This window comes from Mesorhizobium caraganae, from assembly GCF_016836705.1.
Lineage (GTDB): Bacteria > Pseudomonadota > Alphaproteobacteria > Rhizobiales > Rhizobiaceae > Mesorhizobium > Mesorhizobium caraganae.
In genome coordinates, this window is record NZ_JAFCGY010000008.1 from 95,185 (window position 1) to 118,226 (window position 23,042).

19 protein-coding genes and 2 pseudogenes are annotated in these 23,042 nt (G+C 60.6%); 3 read left to right on the top strand and 18 right to left on the bottom strand.

Going from position 1 to position 23,042, the window contains the following annotated elements:
* Positions 1–19 precede the first annotated feature (19 nt).
* The 5 genes from JQK88_RS17030 to JQK88_RS17050 all read right to left on the bottom strand — a co-directional run bounded on the left by JQK88_RS17030 (position 20) and on the right by JQK88_RS17050 (position 6,047).
* Entirely contained in the window at positions 20–1,054 is a 1,035-nt protein-coding gene (locus tag JQK88_RS17030) for an ABC transporter substrate-binding protein (RefSeq protein WP_192250312.1), read from the bottom strand.
* 83 nt (positions 1,055–1,137) lie between these two features.
* Positions 1,138–2,616 (bottom strand): aldehyde dehydrogenase, encoded by a 1,479-nt coding sequence (locus JQK88_RS17035; RefSeq protein ID WP_192250315.1) that lies wholly within the window; start codon positions 2,614–2,616, stop codon positions 1,138–1,140.
* Positions 2,613–3,671 (bottom strand): LLM class flavin-dependent oxidoreductase, encoded by a 1,059-nt coding sequence (locus tag JQK88_RS17040; RefSeq protein WP_203278911.1) that lies wholly within the window; start codon positions 3,669–3,671, stop codon positions 2,613–2,615. Before JQK88_RS17040 ends, JQK88_RS17035 begins: the two co-directional genes overlap by 4 nt.
* Positions 3,672–3,676: 5 nt before the next feature.
* Entirely contained in the window at positions 3,677–5,467 is a 1,791-nt protein-coding gene (locus JQK88_RS36965) for an alpha/beta fold hydrolase (RefSeq protein ID WP_203278912.1), read from the bottom strand.
* Positions 5,460–6,047: an amino acid synthesis family protein gene (locus JQK88_RS17050; protein ID WP_192250331.1), complete on the bottom strand. Its 588-nt coding sequence runs from the start codon at positions 6,045–6,047 to the stop codon at positions 5,460–5,462. Before JQK88_RS17050 ends, JQK88_RS36965 begins: the two co-directional genes overlap by 8 nt.
* 139 nt (positions 6,048–6,186) lie before the next feature.
* Between JQK88_RS17050 and JQK88_RS17055 the strand changes: the two genes are divergently transcribed.
* Both JQK88_RS17055 and JQK88_RS36255 read left to right on the top strand, forming a co-directional pair.
* The gene (locus JQK88_RS17055) at positions 6,187–6,858 is read left to right on the top strand and encodes a GntR family transcriptional regulator (RefSeq protein WP_192250439.1); all 672 of its coding nucleotides are present in this window, start codon (positions 6,187–6,189) and stop codon (positions 6,856–6,858) included.
* Between the two features lie 265 nt (positions 6,859–7,123).
* Positions 7,124–7,308 (top strand): annotated as a pseudogene (locus JQK88_RS36255) (phospholipid N-methyltransferase PmtA); the annotation flags it as partial.
* 1,686 nt (positions 7,309–8,994) lie between these two features.
* On the opposite strand, the pseudogene JQK88_RS17060 reads toward JQK88_RS36255, so the two are convergent.
* The 6 genes and pseudogenes from JQK88_RS17060 to JQK88_RS17085 form a co-directional block, all read right to left on the bottom strand.
* A pseudogene (locus JQK88_RS17060) lies at positions 8,995–9,485 on the bottom strand (MOSC domain-containing protein).
* Positions 9,486–9,617: 132 nt separating this feature from the next.
* Positions 9,618–10,268, bottom strand: a complete 651-nt coding sequence (locus tag JQK88_RS17065) for an FMN-binding negative transcriptional regulator (RefSeq protein ID WP_203278913.1) — start codon at positions 10,266–10,268, stop codon at positions 9,618–9,620.
* Positions 10,269–10,328: 60 nt separating this feature from the next.
* Positions 10,329–10,544, bottom strand: coding sequence for a rubredoxin (locus tag JQK88_RS17070; protein ID WP_192250344.1), 216 nt, complete (start codon positions 10,542–10,544; stop codon positions 10,329–10,331).
* 192 nt (positions 10,545–10,736) lie between these two features.
* The gene (locus JQK88_RS17075; RefSeq protein ID WP_192250347.1) at positions 10,737–11,639 is read right to left on the bottom strand and encodes a dihydrodipicolinate synthase family protein; all 903 of its coding nucleotides are present in this window, start codon (positions 11,637–11,639) and stop codon (positions 10,737–10,739) included.
* A 125-nt stretch (positions 11,640–11,764) separates the two neighbouring features.
* A complete protein-coding gene (locus tag JQK88_RS17080; RefSeq protein WP_192250350.1) occupies positions 11,765–12,571 on the bottom strand; it encodes a YggS family pyridoxal phosphate-dependent enzyme in 807 nt (268 codons plus the stop codon).
* The gene (locus JQK88_RS17085) at positions 12,571–13,764 is read right to left on the bottom strand and encodes a trans-sulfuration enzyme family protein (protein WP_192250441.1); all 1,194 of its coding nucleotides are present in this window, start codon (positions 13,762–13,764) and stop codon (positions 12,571–12,573) included. The genes JQK88_RS17080 and JQK88_RS17085 overlap by 1 nt, the downstream gene beginning before the upstream one ends.
* A 119-nt stretch (positions 13,765–13,883) precedes the next feature.
* Between JQK88_RS17085 and pdxR the strand changes: the two genes are divergently transcribed.
* Positions 13,884–15,359: a MocR-like pyridoxine biosynthesis transcription factor PdxR gene (pdxR, locus tag JQK88_RS17090; protein ID WP_192250353.1), complete on the top strand. Its 1,476-nt coding sequence runs from the start codon at positions 13,884–13,886 to the stop codon at positions 15,357–15,359.
* Between the two features lie 489 nt (positions 15,360–15,848).
* On the opposite strand, the gene JQK88_RS17095 is transcribed toward pdxR, so the two are convergent.
* The 7 genes from JQK88_RS17095 to JQK88_RS17125 all read right to left on the bottom strand — a co-directional run bounded on the left by JQK88_RS17095 (position 15,849) and on the right by JQK88_RS17125 (position 22,965).
* Entirely contained in the window at positions 15,849–16,685 is an 837-nt protein-coding gene (locus JQK88_RS17095; RefSeq protein WP_203278914.1) for an EamA family transporter, read from the bottom strand.
* A gap of 185 nt (positions 16,686–16,870) precedes the next feature.
* The gene (locus JQK88_RS17100) at positions 16,871–17,314 is read right to left on the bottom strand and encodes an Lrp/AsnC family transcriptional regulator (RefSeq protein ID WP_192250359.1); all 444 of its coding nucleotides are present in this window, start codon (positions 17,312–17,314) and stop codon (positions 16,871–16,873) included.
* Between the two features lie 19 nt (positions 17,315–17,333).
* Positions 17,334–18,119 (bottom strand): phosphotransferase, encoded by a 786-nt coding sequence (locus JQK88_RS17105; protein ID WP_192250361.1) that lies wholly within the window; start codon positions 18,117–18,119, stop codon positions 17,334–17,336.
* Positions 18,120–18,131: 12 nt separating this feature from the next.
* Positions 18,132–19,547, bottom strand: coding sequence for an aspartate ammonia-lyase (locus JQK88_RS17110; protein WP_192250364.1), 1,416 nt, complete (start codon positions 19,545–19,547; stop codon positions 18,132–18,134).
* 14 nt (positions 19,548–19,561) lie between these two features.
* Complete coding sequence (gene dapA / locus JQK88_RS17115) at positions 19,562–20,440, bottom strand: 4-hydroxy-tetrahydrodipicolinate synthase (RefSeq protein WP_203278915.1); 879 nt, start codon at positions 20,438–20,440, stop codon at positions 19,562–19,564.
* Between the two features lie 48 nt (positions 20,441–20,488).
* The gene (locus JQK88_RS17120; RefSeq protein WP_192250369.1) at positions 20,489–21,904 is read right to left on the bottom strand and encodes an aldehyde dehydrogenase family protein; all 1,416 of its coding nucleotides are present in this window, start codon (positions 21,902–21,904) and stop codon (positions 20,489–20,491) included.
* On the bottom strand, positions 21,904–22,965 hold the full coding sequence (locus JQK88_RS17125; protein ID WP_192250371.1) for a homoserine dehydrogenase: 1,062 nt from the start codon (positions 22,963–22,965) through the stop codon (positions 21,904–21,906). Before JQK88_RS17125 ends, JQK88_RS17120 begins: the two co-directional genes overlap by 1 nt.
* Positions 22,966–23,042 lie beyond the last annotated feature (77 nt).

Sequence of the window (23,042 nt, forward strand, 5' to 3'; positions counted from 1 at the left end):
TTGCTGTTCAGAGGCAGGCTTATTTCGCCTGCCAGGCATACCAGCGCGTGGCGATCTCGTCGCGGTGCTCGGCCCAATAGTTCATGTCGAGGTTGATCTGTCCGTCGACATGGGCGTCCGGCAGCGCCTTCACCACATCGGCCGGCATCTCGGCCTTGGCCTTGGTATTGATGGGCGCATAGCCGCTGGCTTCGGCAAATTTCGCCTGGCCGGCCGGGCTGCTTGCGGCGGCGAGGAACTTCATCGCGGCGTCCTTGTTCTTGGCGCCCTTGGGCACCACCAGGACGTCGGCCGCCGTCAGGTTCTGGTTCCAGGAGACGCCGACATCGGCGCCGTCCTTTTCCAGCGCGAAGACGCGGCCGTTCCACAGCTGGCCGAAGGTCGCTTCGCCTGATGCGATCAATTGCTGCGACTCCGCGCCGCCGCCCCACCAGACGATGTCGGACTTGATGGTGTCGAGCTTCTTGAAGGCGCGGTCGAGATCGAGCGGATAGAGCTTGTCGGCAGGAACGCCATCGGCGAGCAGCGCGATCTCGATGACGCCGGGCGCCGACCATTTGTAGAAGGTCCGCTTGCCCGGGAATTTCTTGGTGTCGAACATGTCGGCCCAGCCGGCCGGGTTGCCCGAAACGGCGCCCTTGTTCCAGGCCAGCACGAAGGAATAATAGAAGCTGCCGACGGCATGATCGGTGGTGAAGCGCGGATCGAGATCGGCCTTCGGTACGGCGGTGAAGTCTATCGGCTCGAGCAGGCCATCCTTGGCCGCCTTGATTGCGAAATCCATCTCGACGTCGACGACATCCCAGTTGACGCTGCCAGCGTCGACCATCGCCTTCAGCTTGCCGTAGTCGGTCGGGCCGTCCTGCATGACCTTGATGCCGGATGCGGCCGTGAACGGTTCGGCCCAGGATTTGGTCTGCGCTTCCTGGGTCGTCCCGCCCCAGGAGGTGAACACCATGTCCTCGGCCTTTGCGGCCGTCGTTGCCAGAAGTGTCGTTGCCAGAAGTGTTGTTGCAAGAAGGCGGGCAAGGACGCCGGTGATGATCAGTTTCATGTCGTTCTCCTCTGTTTGTTTTCGTTGTTTGCTGTTTGCGACCGGCGTTTTCGCCTTGATCGCGTTTCCCCGGCCTGCGGCGCTTACCGCATGACGAAAGGATCGGGAATCGGGTCGTCCGAGGTGCGTATCCAGACCGATTTCGAACGCGTGTAGTCGCGGATCGCGTCCATGCCGCCCTCGCGGCCGAGGCCCGACTGGCCATAGCCGCCAAACGGAACCAGCGGCGAGACGGCGCGATAGGTGTTGACCCAGACCACGCCGGCATGGATGCCGCGCGCCATGCGGTGGGCTTTGGCGAGATTGGTGGTGAAGACGCCGGACGCCAGGCCGAACGGCGTGTCGTTGGCAAGCGCGAGCGCCTCGCCTTCCGTATCGAAGGCGAGCACGCTGAGCACCGGACCGAACAGTTCCTCGCGCACACAGGGCAGGCCGGTATTGTCATTGGCATCAATGATCGTCGGCGCGTAGTAGAGGCCGTTTTCATGGCCGGCAGGCCGTTCGCCGCCGGTGACCAGCCGTCCGCCCGCGGCAAGGCTTGCCGCAACGATCTTCTCGATCCAGTCGCGCTGGCGCGATGTGGCAAGCGGCCCCATTTCGGTTGCGGGATCCTGCGGATCGCCGATCTTGATCGCTTCTGCCTGGCGCTTGAGCCGGGCGAGGAATTCGTCCTTCGCCGAACGCTCGACCAGCAGGCGCGAGCCGGCGACGCAGCTCTGCCCGGTGGCGGCGAAAATGCCGGCGACGACGGCGTTGGCGGCACTGTCCAAATCGGCATCGGCAAACACCACGACCGGGCTTTTGCCGCCCAGTTCGAGCGTCGTGTAGGCGAGATTTTCCGCTGTGTTCCTGACGATCTGCCGGGCGGTTGCCGGACCGCCGGTGAAGGCGACGCGGGCGACGAGCGGATGGCTGGTCAGGCGGTGGCCGCAATCATGGCCGAAGCCGGTCAGGATGTTGACACTGCCAGCGGGAAAGCCGGCCTCATGGACGAGTTCGGCGAAGGCGAGCAGCGGGGCGGGGCCATCTTCCGATGCTTTGAGGACGACGGTGCAGCCTGCGGCAAGCGCCGGCCCGAGCTTGACGGCGGACAGGAAGAGTTGCGAATTCCACGGCACGAGCGCTGCGACGACGCCGATCGGTTCGGGCCGGATCGTTACTTCCATATCCGCCTTGTCGATAGGGACGAACGCGCCTTCGTGCTTGTCGGCCAGCCCGCCATAATAGCGGTAGTAATCGCCGACATAGGCGATCTGGGCGCGGGTCTCGCGGATGATCTTGCCGGTGTCGCGCGTCTCGAGTTCCGCCAGCCGGCCTGCATTGGCGACCACCAGGTCGCCCAGCCGCACCAGCAGCTTGCCGCGAGCCGTCGCCGTCATCGCCGCCCATGGGCCGGAGCGCAGCGCCTGGTGAGCGGCTTCGACGGCGCGGTCGACGTCGTCAGCCGATGCGGCGGGCATTTTTGCCCATGCCGTGCCGGTCGACGGGTCGATGCTGTCGAAAGTCGCGGCCGCGTCCTCGAAGCGGCCGTCGATATAGTTCCTGAACTGAGCGGCGCTCATCGCGATCCCGCTTTCGGTTCGGCAAAAGCCGGCATCACCCTGTCGATGAAGAGCTGCAGCGATTTCTTCTTGCGCTCATGGGAGAGGCCGCTGTCGATCCAGATCGAATACTGGTCGTAGCCGAGCGCCTCATAGGCCTTCAGCCTGGCGATCACCTCGTCGGCTTCGCCGATGACGAGGTTCTGCCGGATCTTGTCCGGCGCATATTGCGGCATGGCCGCGATCTCGGCCTCGGTCAGCGCCTCCAATATGCCTTGGCGCACCGGCTTCTTGTTCTGGAACCAAGCGCCGAACTGGCAATAGAACTTTGACAGGTCCTGCGCCAAGCGGTCGGCATCGACCGCGTCCTCGGCGACGAATGTATGCATCAACAGCATGATTTCCGGCCGCGCTATGTCGGGGTGGGCAGCACAGGCGGTGTTGAAGCGCTCCATCAGGCTGGTCACCTCGCCATCGCCAGAGGCCAGCGGCGTCACCTGCACATTGCATTTGCTGGCCACCGCAAAGTCGTGCGAATTGGGATCGCGCGCGGCCACCCAGATCGGCGGATAGGGCTTTTGCAGCGGCTTGGGCGACGAGGTGGTCGGCGGGAACGACCAGAACTCGCCGGAAAGCTCGAAATCGCCATCCCACAGGCCACGGATCGCCGGCACCATCTCGCGCATGCGCTGACCGGCGCCCCAGGCCTCGAGGCCGGGAAAAAGCCGCTGGTATTCGTAAGCGTAGGCGCCGCGCGCTATGCCGACGTCGAGGCGGCCGCCGGAGATGACGTCGGCCATCGCCGCTTCGCCGGCAAGCTTGATCGGGTGCCAGAACGGCGCCACGATGGTTCCGGTGCCTAGCCGGATACGCCTGGTCTTGGCGGCGAGCCAGGCGATGTTGATGAACGGGTTCGGCGAGATGGTGAATTCCATGCCGTGATGCTCGCCGATCCAGGCGGTCTCGAAGCCTGCCTCTTCGGCCTGCACAACCAGCTCTTCCAGTTCACCGACAAGCTCGGAATGCGGCTTGGCCAGATCCGAGCGCTCCATGTGGACGAACAGCGAGAATTTCATCAGCGTCACCCGCGACCAGTAAGAGCTTGGGAAGATGCAGCCCTGGCGAGCGGCCGGACTTCGCCTTCGACCTCGTTGCCGACATAGACGCCGAATGCATCTTCCGTGCGTTCGCGGACATAGCGGGTCAGCATGGAACGAACCGCGGGATCGGCGATCCTGAGATCAACGATATGGTCGATGTCGACAAGCCGGGTCTGGCGATCGCCGGAAGAGGGCGCGGTAACCGTTCCCCGGTAGTAGACGTGCGAGCGCGACGGATCGGCCGCGTCGTCCCACACCGCAAACAGGAAGCCGAGCTGTGCGTCGACAGCCTTGGCGGCGAGGCATCCCTTGAGGCTGCGGGCATCCTTCGGCGAGCCCAGCCCGCGCCCGGCCGGCAATTCGTGGAAACCGTCCGGTGTTTCGAAGAACAGCACTCGACCTTCATTTTCGAGGATGGCGCCGACTTCGGTCCCATGCGGTGCAGCAGCCAGCGCTTCCTGGCTGAGGCCGGGCGTGACATAGGTGCCGCGGCAATAGCCGAGCGGCTGCGCGCCATTGTGGGTGAAATCCCGGACGCGGCCGATCAGGATCGAATGGTCGCCGGCGTCGACCAGTTGTTCCATGCCGCAGTCGAACACGGCGAGGGAACCGTCGATCAGAGGATTGCCGGTTTGCCCGGATTTCCAGGCAACGGCAGCGAATTTGTCCGCGGCCTTGGAGGCGAAGATGCCGGATTCGGCCTTCTGGCTCTCCGACAGGATGTTGATGGCGAAGCCTTTCGATGTCGAGAAGGCGCTGTGCCCCAGCGCCTTCTTGGCGATGCAGACAAGCACCAGCGGCGGCTCGAGCGAGACCGAGGTGAAGGAGTTGGCGGTGAAGCCGCGCGGTTCGCCTTCCGCGCCGATCGTGGTGACGATGGTGACGCCGGTCAGGAACGAGCCCAGCGCCCGCCTGAATTCGCCGGGATCAAATGCAGGAGCGGTCTCCGTTTTGGCGGAAGCGTCTTTCTCCGCATCGAGAAAAGCCGTGATGTGTTGAGTCACTTTTTCTGGCGAAGCGATTGTCATCATGTGCCTTTCGCCGCTGAGGACCAAACACTGGCCGCGCGGTGCAAGGCGGGCCATGGCCGCCGACATGGCGGGCGTGGAATTCCTGTCCTCCGATCCGGTGATGAATAGGGCCGGCGCTGCAAGCTCGGCTAGGCGATCGACATGCCGGGTATCGGCGTGAGCAAAGAGGCGATAGGTGCGAGCGTACCCCTCGGGGTCAACGCTTGCCAGCGCCAGGCGCGCTGTTTCGGCGGCGTCGGCGAGCGTGGCCGGGATCGGATCACCGAACCAGCGGGCAAGTGTTGCGGCGATGGCGGAAGGGTCGCCGTTGCTGCCGAGTGCCTCAGCCCGTTCACGCACAGCTTGCGCCAAGGCCTCAGGACGACGGAAAACGCCGTTGAGGCAAACGACGGAGCTGACGCGCGGCGGCTCGCGGAGGGCGATTTCCAGGGCCACCAGCGCCCCCATGGAATGGCCAACGATCGACACGGAAGCGAAACCGAGATGGTCCAGCAGACGAAGCGCCTGGTCGGCAAAATCGGACAGTGCGGCGTTTTCCGGCGGCAAAGGCGAATTGCCATGACCGAGCATGTCGATGGCGACCAGGTCGAAACGGTCCTGCATCAAGGCGATCTGCGCCTGCCAGATCGCCGCACTCATGCCGACACCATGGATGAGCAGGACCGGCGCGCCCGAGCCGGCCCGGATGAAGCCGGTGCCGTCGGCAGTGTTGCTGCGGACTGTTGCACCAGCCTCAGCCATGCAGATCCCCGACCTCCTTCAGATCCTGATAGCGGTCGCCGATTCGATGGTGCGGGCGCCCGCCAATGGAGGCACCGAGCGCCACCACCAGTTCGTCCGGCGCCGGCGCGTCGCCGATCTGGAAATGCACTGTCAGATAGTGGGAGCGTCGGCCCTCGTCGTTCTTGTCCATCAGCGGGATCATGATCGGGGTGTTCGGCCCGCCACGCAGATTGGTGAAGGCAAGATAGGTCTTGGCGCCAACGGCACGGCGATAGTGATTGCCAAAATGGAGCGTGTGGATCAGCGCCGAGGCGTGCTCGATCTCGCCCGAAGTACCGCAGATCGCGGCCTTGCCGTAGCCTTCGATTGCCTCGCCCGAACCGGCGACGGCGATGATCTCGTGGGTCAAGATCTCTCCGAGCACCGGGGCGATGGCGCGGATCTCGGGTGAAAGATCCTCGGTGAAGCCGCGTCCGGCCCAGGGGTTGGTCAGCACCGCCGCCACGCCGATCAGGCGCAGCGGGCGAGGCGCTGCTTTTCCGCCTTCGATCAGCGTGTTCTCGATGTAGGTGACGATCTTTCGAATGGCCGGTTTCATCAAAACCTCGGTCTGCATGGGCGATCAGGCACCTTTGCCTCTGTGACATCTTATGGTATACCATACTATGGTGCGCCTTGAGCCTTGTCAACCGGCCATGGAATCTGTTTTTGTGGCCGCGCGAGGAAGCGGAGAGAAAATGTCGGATGATACCCTGCGGATTGACCGCTCTGCCAAGACGTTGCGGACGCTGGCGCTGGAGCGCATGCGCGAAGCGATCATGGATTTTCATTTCCAGCCCGGCGAAAGGCTGGTCGAGCGGCCGCTTTGCGACCAACTTGGCGTCAGCCGTTCGGTAGTACGCGAGGTTTTGCGCCAACTTGAGGCGGAAGGCCTGGTGCAGATGATACCGGGCCACGGACCCGCTGTTGCGAAGCCCGATCTCGGCCGCACCGACGAGATCTATGAACTCAGGGCGCTGCTGGAGGGAATCGCGGCGCGCGCCTGCGCCCTGTCGGCGACCGACGAACAACTGGCGACGCTGGAAAGGGCCCTGGCGGACCTGTTCGAGGCGTGGGCATCCGGGACGCCGCCGGCGGTGATGCGCGCAACGACGAAATTTTACGAAGCGCTGTTCGAGGCCGCCGACAAGCGTGTCGCCTGGGAAATCGTCAGCGGATTGAATGTCCGCATCAATCAGCTCCGCTCCATGACCATCGCCTCGGCCAACCGGCGCGAGCCGGCGATCGCTGAAATGACCGAGATCATGGATGCTATCAAGTTGCGCCACCCTGACAAAGCTGAGGCGGCCGCCCGACATCATGTCGAACAAGCCTGGTCTATCGCGCAACAGTTGTTGCGCTCGAGGTGAGGTCGTCGTTGCTGGGAAGCTCCCATGACTGCCTTGTTCTACTTCGCCTGTCGCTTCTCATGGGAATGGGATGGCTAACACGCATTACTCGACAGCCAAAATTGCTGTTGCTTGCAGCTATTCTTCGGAGTCCTATTTCACTCAGCCGTATCGGTCGTTCTCAGGGGGTGACGTCGAACGACTGGCGACCTGAAGTCCCGATCCTGGAACTGAAATGTTCGTCCAACCGAGCTCATGCCTGTTGTCAATGTCCTCGGTCGCGGAACAGCGTGTTGGCCTGCTTGAGGATTTGCTCGCCCGCATTCCTGCCGGGAGGCCTGTGATCCAGACACCTACGGACCTTTGTCGCCGACGATCAAAATGCCCCACCGCTATGTCGGGTCTCACTGTGATTTCGTCGTCCGCAACATCCCGCCTGCACAGCTCTGGACTTACCGACTAGCAGTCTGAGGCGCGGGAGCTCGGACGACAGCGGGCATTCCGCAAATCGTGCTGAAGGACAGGACGGTGGTTGTCACGAAATTCGCATCGATGGCGCTTTTGTTGCCGCCACCGCTTTTGCGGACGCAGCTGTGCCTTTTAGCGCTCACTCATCGGCTATGTACACCGCCCTGTGGACAACAGACAGAGAAGCCACCACGGCCGCGCAAATCTCGTGACGGCGTCTCGATACCGGGACCGGCCCGCCATTTCTCGGAGGCGATCCGTGCCGGTGCCTGGCTTGGATCGTGCCATCTATCTCCTGAGCGCGTCATGGTCGTCGTCCCTTTCACCCGGCGAACCTCCCGATCGCCGGACCCTTGATGAAGATTTCCCTCTGGAAAGTGACGTCTTTTTAGAGCGTGACGGTCTGCGCCGTCTTGTCGTACTTGGCATGAATCGCGATTCCCTGCCGCTAGCGGCGAAGCGCTGTCACTCTACCGTGCGACAGCCTTGGGAACCACGACAGGCGAACCACAATAGTAATGTTTAGGCTGAAGACTTTTCAGCGGACCGTGAACAAAGGTTGGGAGTTCTTCCGCTCCCTGCGCGGCCCCTCGAACCCGCTTGCTTTGGAGAACGGAGGTCCTTTGTCAGCCGTTCCCGTGTTACCGGCAAACCGCCCTAAACGGTCACTCGCTGTCATTTGCCTGAATGCTTCAAGAGCTTCCCGAACAAAAACAGCTTGCCTTCGCGCACCCTGTCCTTCAAGCGACTTCTCATTTGCAGTGTGCCACGATCGCACTGGCCAGCATGCAGCCCGTTCCACGCATCGAGCGGCAAGGCGCAGCGTGTTGAGGTTCAAGATGTAAGGCCGGCGGCCTGGCCCGGAACTTTTTCAGATTACCCGAGGTCAAACACGAACAGTAGCCTTTCGTCTCGGCGGACGGCGTCGTTCTGGAGTCTCGTCCTGACCCGCTGGTTTCGAGATTCCGAACACCCCGGCATCGCCAGCCGTCGCTCCACCACCTCAATCCCGTTTTACCAACGTCACGTTTGAAGTCCTGGAAACGACCCTTGGCGACGCGTTCCCGGTCGTCGACGCGGCGTGCGGGCCGGGTTCCATGAGCCGAAGCCTTCTAGACCGGTATCCGCGTGCGTTGTCGACGCGGATGTCATGGGTAACGGATGTTCTACCACGTTGCCCGCTGTCGCCTTGTCTGTGATTGACGTTCCGCGTTCGATCGAGCGAAGCAGGGGCGCCTGATTGCGGCCTCTGGTGAAATAGTGGAGCACGAACGGCCTGCCTTGCCGTTCCAGGACACGCGCCATTGCCAGGAGCGGGGTTATGCCGATACCCCCTGCGAGCAGCCAGGTTGGCCCGGCGCTATCCTTAGCGCGAAATGATTTCGCGGATGCGAAACGGGCAATTCGCCGCCGATAGTGACCGCGTCGTGAATCCAGGCCGAGCCGCCCCGGCCCGCCTCCTCGCGCTTCACTGCGATCGCGTAGTGGCTCAGGTCAGTTGGATCGCTGCATAGCGAATTTGCCGCACTCTTCTGTCTGGCAGATGCACGTCGACATGGGAACCAGGATCGAACGGTGGCAAAGAGGACTTTCGAGGATGTCTCAGTGAAATGAGCTGCACGTCGCCCGGCTCCGGCGGATATCCGCGACAATCAGCTTCATGATGATGCGAGGGGATGCCATGTCGGGTCACTCCTCAAGCGGAACAATCGGGTCGCCAGGGCGGATTATGCCGCCGACCTCTATGGCGCAGTTCAGGCCAGAGCGGTTGAGCAGCCCCGCGTATAGGCCAGGAATGCCAAGAAGCTCCTCGATGTACTTACAGGGAAAGTTGAGACGGGCTGCTCTGAGAACGGCCTCGCCAACGCGGAAACGCTTCCCGATGAGATGGTTGACCGGCACGCCTCGCGTGGTCAGGTTGCGGCGATGATCCTCTGGAGCGAGCTTGGCCTTGAACCAGGATTTTTGGGTTCACCTCGCTCAATCGCTTCCAGGACCTCGACTTCGATCAAAGTAACTTCGCGGACGTCGGGCTTGGGAGAATAAGTCCCGGTTCCCAGGAAGTATCGGTCGCCCACGATGCCCCGCCCGGCAATGAGTTGCGCTTGGTGCAACTCCTCCATTTCATAGGAAGCCGCGGGTGCGACATGGATGTGCAGCAGCCGGCCGTTCCAAGTCACCATGGTTCTCCCAAAAACTTGTGCTCGCTGAGGTCAAATAGTCGATTTTCCAATGCGCCCGGCACTGTCGATCCGAATGAGCAAGAGCTGATGTTGGAGCTGCTGCTCGGCGTACCTGTAGGACGCCGGCGATCAGGCTTTGGTCCGTTCAGCTTTCGCGTCTGCTGCCAAAAGCATGGCATCACCCATCTTAGGCTCCCCTCGAGCCTTCAATATCTCGCCGGCGCTACGAATGTCGCGTTCCTCTTTGTTCTGGCTGAGCTTTGACTTGCCGACGAGCCTCGTGATCTCGATCTCAATGCCGACAATCGCCTTGAGCAAAGTGTCGATGAACTCTTTTGGGCTGTCCGTCATCTTCCAGGGCACAGTCTGCCCGGCCTCGTGAGTCCTGGTCAGCCGCGCCACCATACCGCGGACGTAGCGCTCGTCATCGCGAATGGTAACGCGCCCATAGGCATGCGCGACCAAGTAATTCCAGGTCGGAACCTCTTTGTGAAAATCGTGCTTGCTCGGATACCAGTTGGGAGAGATGTAGGCATGCGCTTCGCGGAAGATCACCAACGCTTCGTCGCCGGTTGCGATGTCCTGCCACACGGGGTTGGCCCGTGCCACGTGGGAGTGCAATACCCCGAGCTGCCCCTGGTCCTTGCTCAGTTCGAAGGGAATGTGGTTGGCGTCCAGCCCGCTGCCGCCATTCGTAACCAGAATGCCGAGAGGGTTCCTCTCGATCAGGCTGTGCAGCACCTCGGTGTTTGACTCGGCAAAATGACCAGGGACGTACATGGGATTCCTTTTGCGTCAGAATTGGAGCGGCAGAGCTAGTGTCGAACGGTGATTTCCTGTTCAGATTTCGACCATGTCGAAGTCGCTCTTGGCCGTTCCGCAATCGGGGCAGATCCAGTCGTCGGACACGTCTTCCCAACGGGTGCCGGGCGGGATGCCTTCCTCTGGCCACCCGTCGCGCTCGTGGTAGACGAAACCACAGAGCGTACAGACCCAACTCCTGTATTGAAGCCCTTTGGCGATAGCTTTGGGAGCCGCTTCAGCAGGTTCATTCATAGCGTGTGTCAGGCCTCAACATGGTCCGGCAGGATCTCGCATTGGTAATACCCTGCCCAACATCTGGACCATTGAGAAGGGCCAGTTAGCGGAATTCAAAACAGTCCAGTTGCTTGAATTGCCGCGATTTCTTGGTCGGTTGAAATATCCGACCAGCCTTCAACAAGGGGGCTCATCAACTCTCCGCGGGCCCTATCCCGTGATTTCGCTCGGCAGGTCTTTGAGCATTTCAGCTACTTGATGTCTTGCTGCACCGGGCAGGGGCAGGATCGGACGGGGTGGTTCGCCCCGGCAGATGTCCATCATGTCGGCGAGCGCGTAGACAACCCGCAAGCTGGAAAATTGCTTGAACAGATTCCAAACAGGGGCGAGAGAGGCGTCGACGCGGCGGGCTTCGTCGGCATTGCCCTGCCGGGCTGCCTTCACGATCTGTTGGCATGGGCGCGGAAATAGGCCACCCAGCACGCTGTGCCAGACATCAGCCCCGGCGATCATGGCTTCGGCCGCGTACCAGTCTCCGCTATAGCCGATAGAAAAACTCCCTGGGACGAGAGTGCGCTGTTCAGCAAGATGGCGTGCGGTCTCTTCGGAACCTCCACCTGGGTTCTTGATGCCGACGATGCCAGGCACTTTGGCAAGCCGCCCGACAAGCTCTGGAGTAAACCGAAAATGGGTCGTGCCGGGATTGTCGTAGATTACGATCGGCAGGCTGCTTTCGTGAGCCACCGTGACGAAATGACCAAACACCTCATCATCGGTTAGCGGGATATAGGACACAGGCGCCAGCAATCCAGCGACTGCTCCGATGGCCTTTGCGTCCTGCGCCAGCTTTACCGCATCGTCTGTTCGCAGTGCGCCTATTCCGACCAGGATAGGCGTTCGCCCGCCAGCCTCGCCCACTGCCACTTCCAAAGCACGCCGCCGCTCTTGCCGTGTCAGATAGATGTACGTGCCAGTGCTACCGAGCAGGCCGATGGAGTCGACACGCACCTCGACCAGACGTGCCACCAGCCTTTTCAGACCGATCTCATCGAGGTCGCCATTGCTGGCGGTCGGGGTGATCGGAAAGGCAGACAGTCCGGCTGGGATGGTCATTTCGGCATACTCCACGGGTTTGATGTGACAGACGCGAAGTCGACAGTCCGCATTGCCAGGCGCATTGGGGATACATCGGAGCTGGGCCAGAATCTAAGGAACTCAGTCCTGGAGCTAGTCCTGCATCAGTCGTTTCCTGCCATGCCAGGCCAGTAGAAACCGTCAGGTGTAGGACGCCTGCCGAAAATGGCTTGTCCCACCCGCACCACGCTGGCTCCTTCCTCGATCGCTTCCTCGAAGTCTCCCGACATCCCCATGGAGAGCTCAGTCAGCGCGGAATTGCGCCGCACAGCCTCGTCCCGAAGGCGGCCTAGAAGCTGGAAGCATGGTCGAACCTGCTTCATGTCGCTGCTGAAGAGCGCCAAGGTCATCAGACCGCGAGGCCGGAGGCGCGGGAATTGGTCAAGCGTGTCGACGAACGACAGCAGCGCGTCGGGGTGCAAGCCAAACTTGCTCTTTTCGCCAGAGGTGTTGACCTGAATGTAGATGTCGAGGAAACGGCCCTCGCGTTCGAGCTGCTTGTTGAGGAGATCGGCCAGTCGCAAGCTGTCGAGGGCATGGAACTCACGGGCAAATCGAGCGAGATATCGGACCTTGTTGGTTTGCATATGCCCGACGATGCTCCAGTCGATTTCGAGATCGGCGAGCGTCTCGCGTTTGCCGATGGCTTCCTGGATTCTGTTCTCCCCGAAGGATCGAATGCCAGCCTCAAAGGCGAAGCGCAGGATATGGGCGGGCACTGTCTTGGTAACCGGGAGCAGGCGGACGACAGTGCGGTCTCGCCCGGCACGCTTGCAAGCCCCAGCGATGCGCTCCTCCACCGCAGCCAGGTTCGCCTTGAACTTACCAAGCGGATCAGCCCCGAATCGATCCACGTCCTTCGCCGAGAGCACGGGAGTCGGTGCAATCAAACCCTGCGCTTGGGCTGTCATCATAAGACAGCCATGGCTTGCCGCAGGTCAGCCATAAGATCTTCCGGTTCCTCCAGGCCCACGGAAAGTCGGATGAGATCTTCGCCGACACCCTCGGCGAGGTGGGCATTCTTGCGAATGGACTGGCGCGCGCGGGTAAGGCTAGCCGGATGGCAGATGAGCGAGTGGGCGTCTCCAAGGCTGACGGCGCGGGTGACCAGACGCAGGCGGTTCATCATCGTCCGGGCGCCCTCGTACCCGGCGCGCAGCCCGAATGCCAACATGCCGGACCCGTTCGACATCTGCTTCCTGGCCACCGCGTGCCCAGGATGAGATTCGAGGAACGGATAGCTCACCCAAGCCACGGCGGGATGCCCGTCCAGCATGCGTGCAATTGCGAGCGCGGCCGCGCTGTGCCTTTCCATGCGGAGTGTCAGGGTTTTCAAGCCACGCAAGATCAGGAACGAGGCCAGCGGCGAAAGTGTCGCGCCAGTGATGTAGCGCAGGCCGGTCTCATGCAACTTGTGAAGGGTCTCGGCGTCGCCGAGCAGCGCCCCGCCCAATGCGTCGCCATGGCCGTTGATATATTTTGTAAGCGAGTGAAGCACGATATCGGCACCATGCTCGATCGGTCGCTGGAGTGCCGGCGAGGCGAAGGTGCTGTCGACGGCGACCTTGACGCCCCGCGCATGGGCGCGTGCCGAAATGGCTGCGATGTCCAGGATGCCGCTCAGGGGATTAACTGGCGTCTCGAAATAGACGAGACGGGTGCGGTCGGTAATTGCCGCATCGAGGTTGGCGGGATCCGACAGATCGACCGATACCACTTTTATGCCGAAGCGGGGCAACGCTTCCTCGACCATGGCGATAGTGTTGACATAGAGCGTCTTGTGGACGATCAGCTCGTCGCCTTGCGAGAGCAGGGAAAGCATGAGAGCGCCGACGGCCGCCATCCCGGTGGCGACTGCCAGACCGGCTTCGGCGCCCTCCAGGCTGGCGAGCCGCTGCTCGAGCATCTCGGTGGTCGGATTGTGCTCGCGGCCGTAAAGCTTGCCCCCCAGAGCAGCTGCGGCATCGTTCGCCTCGACGCTGGGAAAGCCATAAGTTGAAGTAAGAAACACCGGCGACTGGAGGGCGTTGGAGAAGCCTGTCGGATCGTAGCCGTGATGGATTGCGCGCGTTGCAAAGCCTAGATCAGGCTCGTCATGGTCCATCCGATCCGTCGCATGATCGAGTTCTTCGTTGCTTTTGGTCACGGTCTTTTTCCTCTTGGCCTGCACAGAAAATAGCTGCAAACTGGATATCTAAGCACGTCCAGTTGCGGAGATTTTGCATGGTCCAGTTGCCCGAAGCGTCCAAGAAGGGTCGAGCTGGAGCAATGGGTGCAAGGCAGATTTACGAGGCGCTGAAGGACCAGATTGTCCGAGGTGTCTATGGTTCGAATGGCCTGCTGCCGTCCTCGCGAGGCCTTGCTGCCGAACTCAGCGTCTCCAGAACGACGGTAACGGCCGCCTACGAACAATTGGCGGCTGAAGGCTTTGTAGACCTCCGCCAGGGTGCGCGCCCACGCGCCATGCCCGCGGCGCTAGGGCAACTCAGCGCCAAAAGATTCCAACGACAACATTCAAGCGGGCATTTGTCCAGTTACGGAGAGCGGCTAAAATCCATTCCTCCAAGGCCCAGGTCGCTTCCGCGGAGCCTGATAACGGATTTCCGCTATGGCGATCTGGCTCCGTCAGATTTTCCAGTTCTCGCCTGGAAGCGAGCTGTCGTCGCCGTGGTGACGCAACGGCGGGATCGGCTTGCGTATGACGATCCGAGAGGCTCGCTAAGGCTGCGGACGGCGCTGCAGGGGTATCTTTGGCGGGCGAGAACCCTGCGGTGCAACCTCGACCAGATCATTGTCGTCAACGGCTCGCAGCAGGGGCTCGATCTTTGTGCAAGGCTCCTGCTGGAGGCAGGCGACCGGTTCGTCATCGAGAATCCCTGCTATGCCATGGCAAGAAACATCTTCTCCGCGACAGGAGCCAAACCGATCTCGATCGCGGTCGACAAGGACGGGATGAACACGAACCTGCTGACGGGGGGGGAAGCGCGGCTCGCCTATGTCACACCCTCCCATCAATTTCCCCTAGGGGGCGTGATGCCAATCGGGCGCCGCCACCAATTGCTCGCCTGGGCCCGGCGAGCCAACGCATATGTGATCGAGGACGACTACGACAGCGAATACCGATACGATATCAGCCCCGTGCCGCCGCTTCACGGGCTCGAGGACAGCGGCAATGTCATCTATCTCGGTACGGTCTCAAAAACGCTCTCGCCAACCCTGCGGATCGGGTATCTGGTCGTGCCGCCACAGCTACAAGACGTGTTTGCAACCGCCAAGCAGCTTGTGGACCGGCATACGCCGCTCTCCGAGCAGGAGGCGCTTGCCACGATGCTGGAGAGCGGGATCTATGAAAGTCACGTGCGCAAGATTCGCCGTCGAAACAACGAACGGCGGGAAACGCTTCTGAACGCACTCCACTACAAATTCGGCGATGGAATTGATGTCGTGGGAGCGGACGCAGGGCTACACATTGTGGCCTGGCTTCGAGAGCTGCCGCGGTCAATGACCGGCGAACTGATCGAGAAGGCATTGAAGATTGGGATTGGAGTCCATTCGGTGATGCCGCTCTACGATCCAGCCGTTTCCGAGGGCCAGCCAGACTACGTCGGCTTGGTCATGGGATATGCGGCTTTGGACACGCGTCAGATCGAGCGCGGCGTCCATTTGTTGAGGCAGGCAGTCGATCAGATGCGCAAGTGATCGAGCGTCGCGCTCCGAAATTCTCGTTGGGAGCGGAGGTCGCTAGCGAAATCGAGATGCCCCTTTTCGATGGCGATCAGAGTAGCAGCCGGGCTTCTCGTCATTGACGAATACCTAGGCGAAGCGATTGTCCGCCCCTCAGGCAGCGTCCGGCCAGATGCACCGCCGGCACAGACGAGCTCGATAAACGGGGAACTGCAATTGCCAATCTGCGCCCGCGGCCAATAGCTGCCGCTATCTGAAGTGCATTCACATATAGTTGGGAATTGCCTCTCCGAGGATGACCTGCAATGTCCCCTTTCTTCCTACATGAGTATTTGAACAGCCAGGAATGCTATCTCCACTGCGGCAATGACGTAGATCAATGCCAACTCGAATTCGCTCAAAATCAGGTTTTCGTCAGACGATGGTCCTGCGCTCATTGGCGAGTGAGGGCAAGCTATGTATCCGATAGCTCTTGCAATCATTGAACTACGCTCAATTCAGGCCTTAGCCTGCTTTCAACAGGAAGATGGCGGGCGCAGCCAGAAGCAATCCTATTCCCTGGATACTGGAAGGACGTTCATGAAGGATTGCAATTGCCAGCAAGATCGTTGCTCCAGGATAAAGCGACGCGATCGCAGAGGTTTCGGCCAAGCCCCCTGTGGCGAACGCTATCATCAAAAGCAGGTTTGCCGTTCCATCAAGCAGCCCCGCCGCAACGGCCATTCCCAAGCTGCGCGGCTTAAACGAGCAACTTCCACGCCTCAGGGCGAAAGCAGCTACAGCCAGGAAGGCTGTGGCCCGAATAGCCAGGACGCCTCTAACTCCTGCGCCAGCAGCGTCAACCTGATCGAGGCCGATATAGAATATGGCCAGACCAAGCCCGGCCACGATTGCGACGATCACGCCCGAACGGTTTTGGACAGCCTCGCGTTGCCCGCCGAGTCCCGACAGCAACACGGCGCTAAGGCACGCGGCCACGAGTCCTATAGCCAGGTGGCCTGTCAAAGCCTTGCCCGTCAGGACATCGACGACGGCTGGCACGGTGATCGCGACGATCGCGGTGATTGGGGCGACCTCCGTCATCCGGCCTTCGGCCAGGGCACGGTAAAGCAGCGAGACGCCGAGCGCGAAGCCCAACCCGGCACAGAGACACCATAGCAGCGGGAGGGAAACGCCCGATGTTTCGTCGAGACAGTAGGCTGCCATCCCAAGCACGGGAAGGCCAGATCCAAGCGCCACTAGAACGACCGCACGCCAGTCCAAGCGTCGTGCTGCCACGCCACCGAGAAAATCACCGGCGCCGAATGCCGCCGCGGCGAGGCTCGCTGCCACCACGCTCATGCGCGGGATACCGCGCGATGGCTGGTGCCCGCAGCTTCAGCTGCATTCCTCCACCGGTTGGGAAGTAGTGTCTTTGGCAGCGAGACGATTGCCTCTGTAATGCCAGTTATTTGCCGCATCGATTTTGATCCGTTGCTAGGGAAGTACCTGAGAGGCCAAAATATTCGTGTGCTCGTGGATTGAGACTACTTGCGAATGACTGAGGACAGGACAAACGCCGTCAGCGTATCCCGCACGCCAGGCAGCTCGGAAAGCTGTTGCCAGATTTGACGAATGCGATCGGCTTCGGGCGACTCGACCCTCACCAACAGGTCGAAATCACCCGTCATCACATCGCACGAAACGATCTCTGGAATCTTCTTCAGCGCGTGGATGACGTCACCGCCTCTCATGCGGTCATGCCGATAGACGAACATCAGCGCCGTAGTGAGGTGCTGCTCGTTCCCGCCCTCGCCAGTGACTATCGTGTAGCCCTTTATGAAGCCCTCGCGTTCGAGCCGTTCGATTCGAACTCGGACCGCATTGCGGGATAGGTTTACCTTGGCAGATAGCTCGGCATGGGAAATGCGCGCGTTGGTCCTCAACTCGCTGAGAATCTGTTCATCCGTACGGTCGAGGAGATACTTCATATGTGTTTGAGCCAGTCGATCAGGCCATGATTTCTAGACGCAACGAATCATAAGCCAGCAGGGCGGCCCCAGGGAGGTTAGTTTTGGCCCCGCCATTTGCATACCGTTTAGCCGCTGATGCCAACACAAAGCCAGGAAGGGCCGCCTTCTCGGAGTCGGCAAGCTTCCTGACGCTCTGATAACCGGCGAGGATAGCGCCGGTCTTGCTCGGGTCCAGCTCTCCATTCGCCCGGCTCGCCCAACCGACAAGCACGTCGGCAATTTCAGAAACAAGCACATCATCGTGGCGCAGCCTGAAGTTTATGACGCCGCTGACCTCATCGCCAAGGAAGAAGACGTTCTGGCAATCCAGCGCGCCATGCACTGCACCAGTGGGCAGAGCAGCTTGCTGCGTTTTTTGATTGCGCTGCAGGATAGTGTGAATGCGCGCTATCACCCGACCGAGGCTCTCGCACCTAGCCGGGGTCGGATCGGCTGTCGACGAACCCGATACGAAGCTCACCACCGCAACCAGCCGGCCAGCAGCCTGAAGAGTGGCAAGACCGTTTTTCGTGCGTATCGGCTTAGGACATGGGACGCCGTTGCCATGCAGGATCTCCATGGTCGCAAATGCTCGTTCCAAGTCCAGCGGTTCGGCGCCGTTCTCGAAAAGAGTTACGATGAACTCGCCCTCTTTGGTCCGGAACAGATAGGTCGTCTCCCTATCGCCGTCAGCTATTCCGACGACAGATGACAACGATGCCATCCCGTAAGCCGAGGCGATGAAGTCCCGGTCCGTATCTGACAGCGCAGTAAATACAGCCACGCCTCGCCTCCCTTAAGCTGAAGAGGCTTTCGAGAAACCCGCAAACTCGGCGCTGTTGCCGAAAATTTGCTCAAGCTGATCGGGAAGCAGAACCCCCTCTTCTTCCACGACCTGCCGCAGGTTCCTCTTCCCAGCCAAAGCTCGCTTGGACAACTCAGCTGCTTTGCTGTACCCGATGAGCTTCGCCAAGGGCGTGGCAAGAACGAGGGATTGGTCGAGCAGGTCCCTGCAACGGTCCAAGTCCACTTCGATCCCGTCCACGCAACGCTGCTTGAAGATCTCCATCCCTCTCGTCAGCATCCGCATGGATTGCAGGATGTTCAAGACGATTACCGGCTCCATCGCATTCAACTGCAGCTGGCCCGCGCTGGCGGCAAGCGTCACGGTAAGATCGTTGCCGATCACTTGGAAGCTGAGCTGGTTCATCATCTCCGGGATGACAGGATTGACCTTGCCCGGCATGATGGAAGACCCGGCTTGTACCGGTGGTAGTCGAACCTCGCCCAGACCACCAAGCGGTCCGCTGCTCAAGAGGCGCAGATCATTGCAAATTTTTGTGAGCTTGACTGCGATGCGCTTCAGCACACCCGAAAAGGAGACGAAACCGCCAGTGTCTGATGTAGCCTCGATGAAATTGCGGGCAGCTATGAGCTGAATGCCCGAAATCCTTGAAAGATGGCCGCAGGCGATGCTTGGGAACCCGCGAGGCACGTTGATCGACGTACCAATCGCCGAACCCCCAAGGTTGATTTCCAACAGCAGTCTCGAAGCCGCTTGAAGCTGAAGGATATCCTCGTCAATGAGCTCGGCAAAAGCCTCGAACTCCTGGCCTGCTGTCATCGGCACGGCATCCTGAAGCTGGGTCCGGCCGACCTTCAGCGCATTTGCATACTGGAACGCTTTTGCCCTGAAGGCGTCGCGCAAGCTGGCCTGCGCCGCCACGAGCCCGTCGCACGCCTGCAACGCTGTCAGGCGGATTGCGGTCGGATAGACGTCGTTTGTCGATTGGGAGAGGTTGACGTCGTCATTGGGATGAAGCTTCGCGTAGTCGCCTACGGTGGCACCAAGTTTGATCAGCGCCAGGTTCGTCACAACCTCGTTGACATTCATGTTTGTGGATGTGCCCGCTCCACCTTGCATCATGTCGACGGGAAAGTTCTCTTCGATCCCTCTGAGCTCCACGAGTTCATCACAAGCGTCCGATATCACTTGCGCCTTTTCCGGCGAGAGCAGTCCGAGCTCCATGTTCGCCAGTGCCGCTGCCTTCTTCACCATGGCCATGGACTGGATGAGTTCAGGAAAGTCCTTCAGGCGCAGCCCCGACACATCGAAGTTCAGTTCGGCGCGACGGGTATGCACGCCGTAGAGCACGTTGCCAGGGATTGCGAGCGGTCCGATCAGATCGGATTCGATGCGTTCAACAGACATCGCTCTTGCCCCGCTCAAGACAGGATTCCGGCGTGCAGCATCGCCTGATCGATCGCCTCCTGGACCGGGAGGCTGACCGTGACCAGCGGCAGTCGCAAGTCCCCGCCCATCCGACCCAGCCGCTGCAATGCATACTTTGGTCCGGCAGGGTTGGTTTCCAGGAAGAGAGCCCGGTGGAGCGGCATCAGACGGTCCTGCAACTCCAAGGCAGCGGCAAAATCAAAGTTCAAGCAAGCTTGCTGAAAGTCGGCGCACAGGCGGGGGGTGACATTTGCCGTGACTGAGATGCAACCATGTCCTCCGTGCGCCATGTAGCCAAGCGCTGTCCCGTCCTCGCCGGAAAGAAGGTTGAAGTCCCTTCCACAGGCCATCCTTTCGAGAGACGGGCGCAGAATGTTGCCTGTCGCGTCCTTGACCCGCGTCACATTTTGGCAGTCCTTATAAATGCGCGCCAACGTTTCGACCTGGATATCGACGACGCTTCGCCCGGGAATGTTGTAGACGATGATTGGAACTGTCGCCTCGGCATCGATTGCCTTGAAATGCTGATAGAGGCCTTCCTGGGTCGGCTTGTTGTAATACGGCGAGACAATCAGCAAGCCGTCGGCTCCAGCCTTTTGCGCATGACGCACAAAGTCGATCGCCTCGTCTGTGCTGTTGGAGCCGGCCCCAGCAATCACGGGGACCCGGCCCTTGGCTGTTTCGATCGTGATCTCGACAACCTCCTTGTGCTCGGCGTGGCTGAGCGTTGGACTTTCGCCTGTCGTTCCGCAGGGAACCAATCCGGAGGATCCTTCCTTGATCTGCCAGTCGATGTGGTTGCGCAGGACAACCTTGTCTACACGACCATCAGTGAACGGTGTAACGAGCGCGGTAATGGAGCCTTTGAACATGGAATACCTCTGGATGCGCTGATTGAATGTGCTAGCCGATGGCAGCGGTCACCGTCTCAAGCGGTTTATGCACACGACCTTGGGCTGCGTCATGTCTTCATAGGCAAACCGCACCCCCTCACGGCCCATGCTGCCATACTTGAAGCCTCCGAACGGCATAGCGTCGAACCGGTAGTCCGAAGAGTCGTTGATCATGACACCACCAGCCTCGATTTCCTTCGCAGCCTCGAGGGCGCCCTCCAGGTCGTTGGTGAAAATGCCGGCGTGGAGGCTGTATTCCGGGCTGTTTGCAAGGACGATCGCATCGGCGAGCTCGTCGAACGGCTCGAGAATAACGATCGGAGCGAAGACCTCCTCGCTCCACGCGTCGCAAGACGCGGGAACGCTCTCCAGGACGGTCGGCGGAAAGAGATTGCCGACGGGTTCGTGGCCGCAAAGCAGCGTGGACCCAGCAGCCAGCGCCCGGTCGATCATGGCGGTAGCGCGACCGACGGCCTTGGTCGATATCATAGGGCCCACGTCGGTATCTGCATCGAGGGGATTGCCAGTCTTGAGCTTTCTTGATGCAGCGACGAATTCGATCCTGAACCGATCGTAGATGGGCCGCTGAATCAGGATCCTTTGTGTGCCGATGCAGTTTTGGCCGGCTGCCCAGTAGGCGCCCGACACGCAACTCTCGACAGCGGCATCGAAGTCGCAATTCTCCATCACGATGACTGGTGCATTGCCGCCGAGATCCATCGCCAGCTTTTTGATGCCTGCGGTCTTTGCTATTGCCTCGCCGGTGGCGAAGCCGCCGGTGAAGGAGATCATGCGAACATCTTTCGCCGAAACAATAGCCTTCCCCAGCTCAGGTCCGCCAACCGCAACTGTCACGATTTCCTCAGGAAGACCGCTCTCGACCAGAACCTCGACGAGCTTGATCGCCGAGAGGGGTGTGAGCTCGGAAGGTTTCAAAAGCACTGCGTTTCCGCCGGCGATCGCAGGGCCGAGTTTGTGGGCAACCAGGTTGAGAGGGTCATTGTAAGGAGTGATGGCGGCAATGATGCCCAGCGGTTCTCGCGTATACCAGCCTTGGCGGGACTCTGAGCCCGCGTAGGAGTCGAACGGAATGACTTCGCCGGCGTTGTGTTTGGCCTCGTCGGCGGAAAGTTTCAGCGTGTTGATGCAGCGGGTCGTCTCTTTGCGCGCCTGGGTGATCGTCTTGCCCGCCTCCTTCACGATAAGCAGCGCGAACTCCTCGCTGGCAGCTTCGATAGCGGCCGCGGCCTTTTCAAGGATTGCCGACCGCTTGTGCCGGGGGAGGGTCTTTGCGATCTGTGCGCCGCGCTTCGCCCGCCCCAAAAGCGTGTTCACGCTTGCAGCGCCAATTTCCGGGACCGCTCCGACAACAGAGCCGTCAAAAGGATTGCTGACGACGATTTCTTCAGGAAATGTCGTTTCGCTGAGAGCAAGATTGCGCATTACGCGGCCTCCTTCACAACAGGCGACGAGGTGGCGGTGTGAATGGCAACGATGTCGGAAAGAAGCGCGTACGCTGTCTCGATCCGGCCGGCGCCCGGGCCGGTGATTGTCACAGCGCCCAGCAGCTCGGTGTTCAGCGACACGGCGTTGGTGGCTCCATTCACTGCTGCCAGCGGATGCTCCATGGCAAGCCGTTTCGGCGCGACGCTGCCAGTAACCTTGCCATCGTCGCCCCGTACAGCTGATCCAATCAGCTTCCAGCGGCTGTTTGCCTTTGCCGCCGCCTCGATGTCGGACAGCGAGAGATCTGATATGCCCTTGCAGGTCACGTCGTCCGGCTTGAGATCTGCCCCCAGCAGCTCGTTAGCCAGAATGACCACTTTGAGGCGTACGTCGAAGCCCTCGACATCGGCGGTGGGGTCCGCTTCGGCATACCCGAGTTGCTGCGCCTCCTTGACAGCGGAAGCGAAATCCAGACCGCCTTCCATACGGCCGAGCACGAAGTTCGACGTCCCGTTCAGAATTCCCTCGAAGCCCGTTACTTCAGCGCCAGCGAGGGTTTTCTCAGCCATCCGTATGACTGGGGTTCCGCTCATGACAGAACCTTCGTACTCGAAACGAACCCCGTTTGCGCTCGCCAAGGCCTTTAGTTCATGAGCTGCAATCGCCACCGGGCCCTTGTTCGTGGTGATGACATGCTTGCCGGTCTGCAGGGCCCACCGGCAATGGGAAACTGCGGGCTCGCCATCCTTCGGATTGGTGAAAGTCGCTTCGACAACTATGTCCGCAGGCGCTGTCTTGATGATGGTCTCATTGTCTGCTTCCGAGCTTCCGCCCGAAAGTTGCCCAAAGCCGCCTTTTGCAAAGTTCGCTTCGACAAGCGTCTTGGCATCAAGGCCGTTGGGTGAAACGACTGAACCCAGATAGAGGTCGCTGACTGCGACGATGTTCAAACGGAAGCCCAGATCGCGCTCCCACAGGTGGTTTTTCGTTGCGATGAGTTCGGCCAAAGCGCGGTTAACGCCGCCGAAGCCGATCAGGGCGATGTTGTAGATTGTCATGACGGTCCTCCGGTGAAGGTCTAGATTCCGCGATTGTGAGGTGCGGACCGCCAAGCCGGAAGCAGGCAAACGGACCA

What these genes read in the sequence shown, in the direction of transcription:
- JQK88_RS17030 (WP_192250312.1), bottom strand. Translation starts at nt 1,054, where the DNA reads ATGAAACTGATCATCACCGGCGTCCTTGCCCGCCTTCTTGCAACAACA.
- JQK88_RS17035 (WP_192250315.1), bottom strand. Translation starts at nt 2,616, where the DNA reads ATGAGCGCCGCTCAGTTCAGGAACTATATCGACGGCCGCTTCGAGGAC.
- JQK88_RS17040 (WP_203278911.1), bottom strand. Translation starts at nt 3,671, where the DNA reads ATGAAATTCTCGCTGTTCGTCCACATGGAGCGCTCGGATCTGGCCAAG.
- JQK88_RS36965 (WP_203278912.1), bottom strand. Translation starts at nt 5,467, where the DNA reads ATGGCTGAGGCTGGTGCAACAGTCCGCAGCAACACTGCCGACGGCACC.
- JQK88_RS17050 (WP_192250331.1), bottom strand. Translation starts at nt 6,047, where the DNA reads ATGAAACCGGCCATTCGAAAGATCGTCACCTACATCGAGAACACGCTG.
- JQK88_RS17055 (WP_192250439.1), top strand. Translation starts at nt 6,187, where the DNA reads ATGTCGGATGATACCCTGCGGATTGACCGCTCTGCCAAGACGTTGCGG.
- JQK88_RS17065 (WP_203278913.1), bottom strand. Translation starts at nt 10,268, where the DNA reads ATGTACGTCCCTGGTCATTTTGCCGAGTCAAACACCGAGGTGCTGCAC.
- JQK88_RS17070 (WP_192250344.1), bottom strand. Translation starts at nt 10,544, where the DNA reads ATGAATGAACCTGCTGAAGCGGCTCCCAAAGCTATCGCCAAAGGGCTT.
- JQK88_RS17075 (WP_192250347.1), bottom strand. Translation starts at nt 11,639, where the DNA reads ATGACCATCCCAGCCGGACTGTCTGCCTTTCCGATCACCCCGACCGCC.
- JQK88_RS17080 (WP_192250350.1), bottom strand. Translation starts at nt 12,571, where the DNA reads ATGACAGCCCAAGCGCAGGGTTTGATTGCACCGACTCCCGTGCTCTCG.
- JQK88_RS17085 (WP_192250441.1), bottom strand. Translation starts at nt 13,764, where the DNA reads ATGGACCATGACGAGCCTGATCTAGGCTTTGCAACGCGCGCAATCCAT.
- pdxR (WP_192250353.1), top strand. Translation starts at nt 13,884, where the DNA reads ATGGTCCAGTTGCCCGAAGCGTCCAAGAAGGGTCGAGCTGGAGCAATG.
- JQK88_RS17095 (WP_203278914.1), bottom strand. Translation starts at nt 16,685, where the DNA reads ATGAGCGTGGTGGCAGCGAGCCTCGCCGCGGCGGCATTCGGCGCCGGT.
- JQK88_RS17100 (WP_192250359.1), bottom strand. Translation starts at nt 17,314, where the DNA reads ATGAAGTATCTCCTCGACCGTACGGATGAACAGATTCTCAGCGAGTTG.
- JQK88_RS17110 (WP_192250364.1), bottom strand. Translation starts at nt 19,547, where the DNA reads ATGTCTGTTGAACGCATCGAATCCGATCTGATCGGACCGCTCGCAATC.
- dapA (WP_203278915.1), bottom strand. Translation starts at nt 20,440, where the DNA reads ATGTTCAAAGGCTCCATTACCGCGCTCGTTACACCGTTCACTGATGGT.
- JQK88_RS17120 (WP_192250369.1), bottom strand. Translation starts at nt 21,904, where the DNA reads ATGCGCAATCTTGCTCTCAGCGAAACGACATTTCCTGAAGAAATCGTC.
- JQK88_RS17125 (WP_192250371.1), bottom strand. Translation starts at nt 22,965, where the DNA reads ATGACAATCTACAACATCGCCCTGATCGGCTTCGGCGGCGTTAACCGC.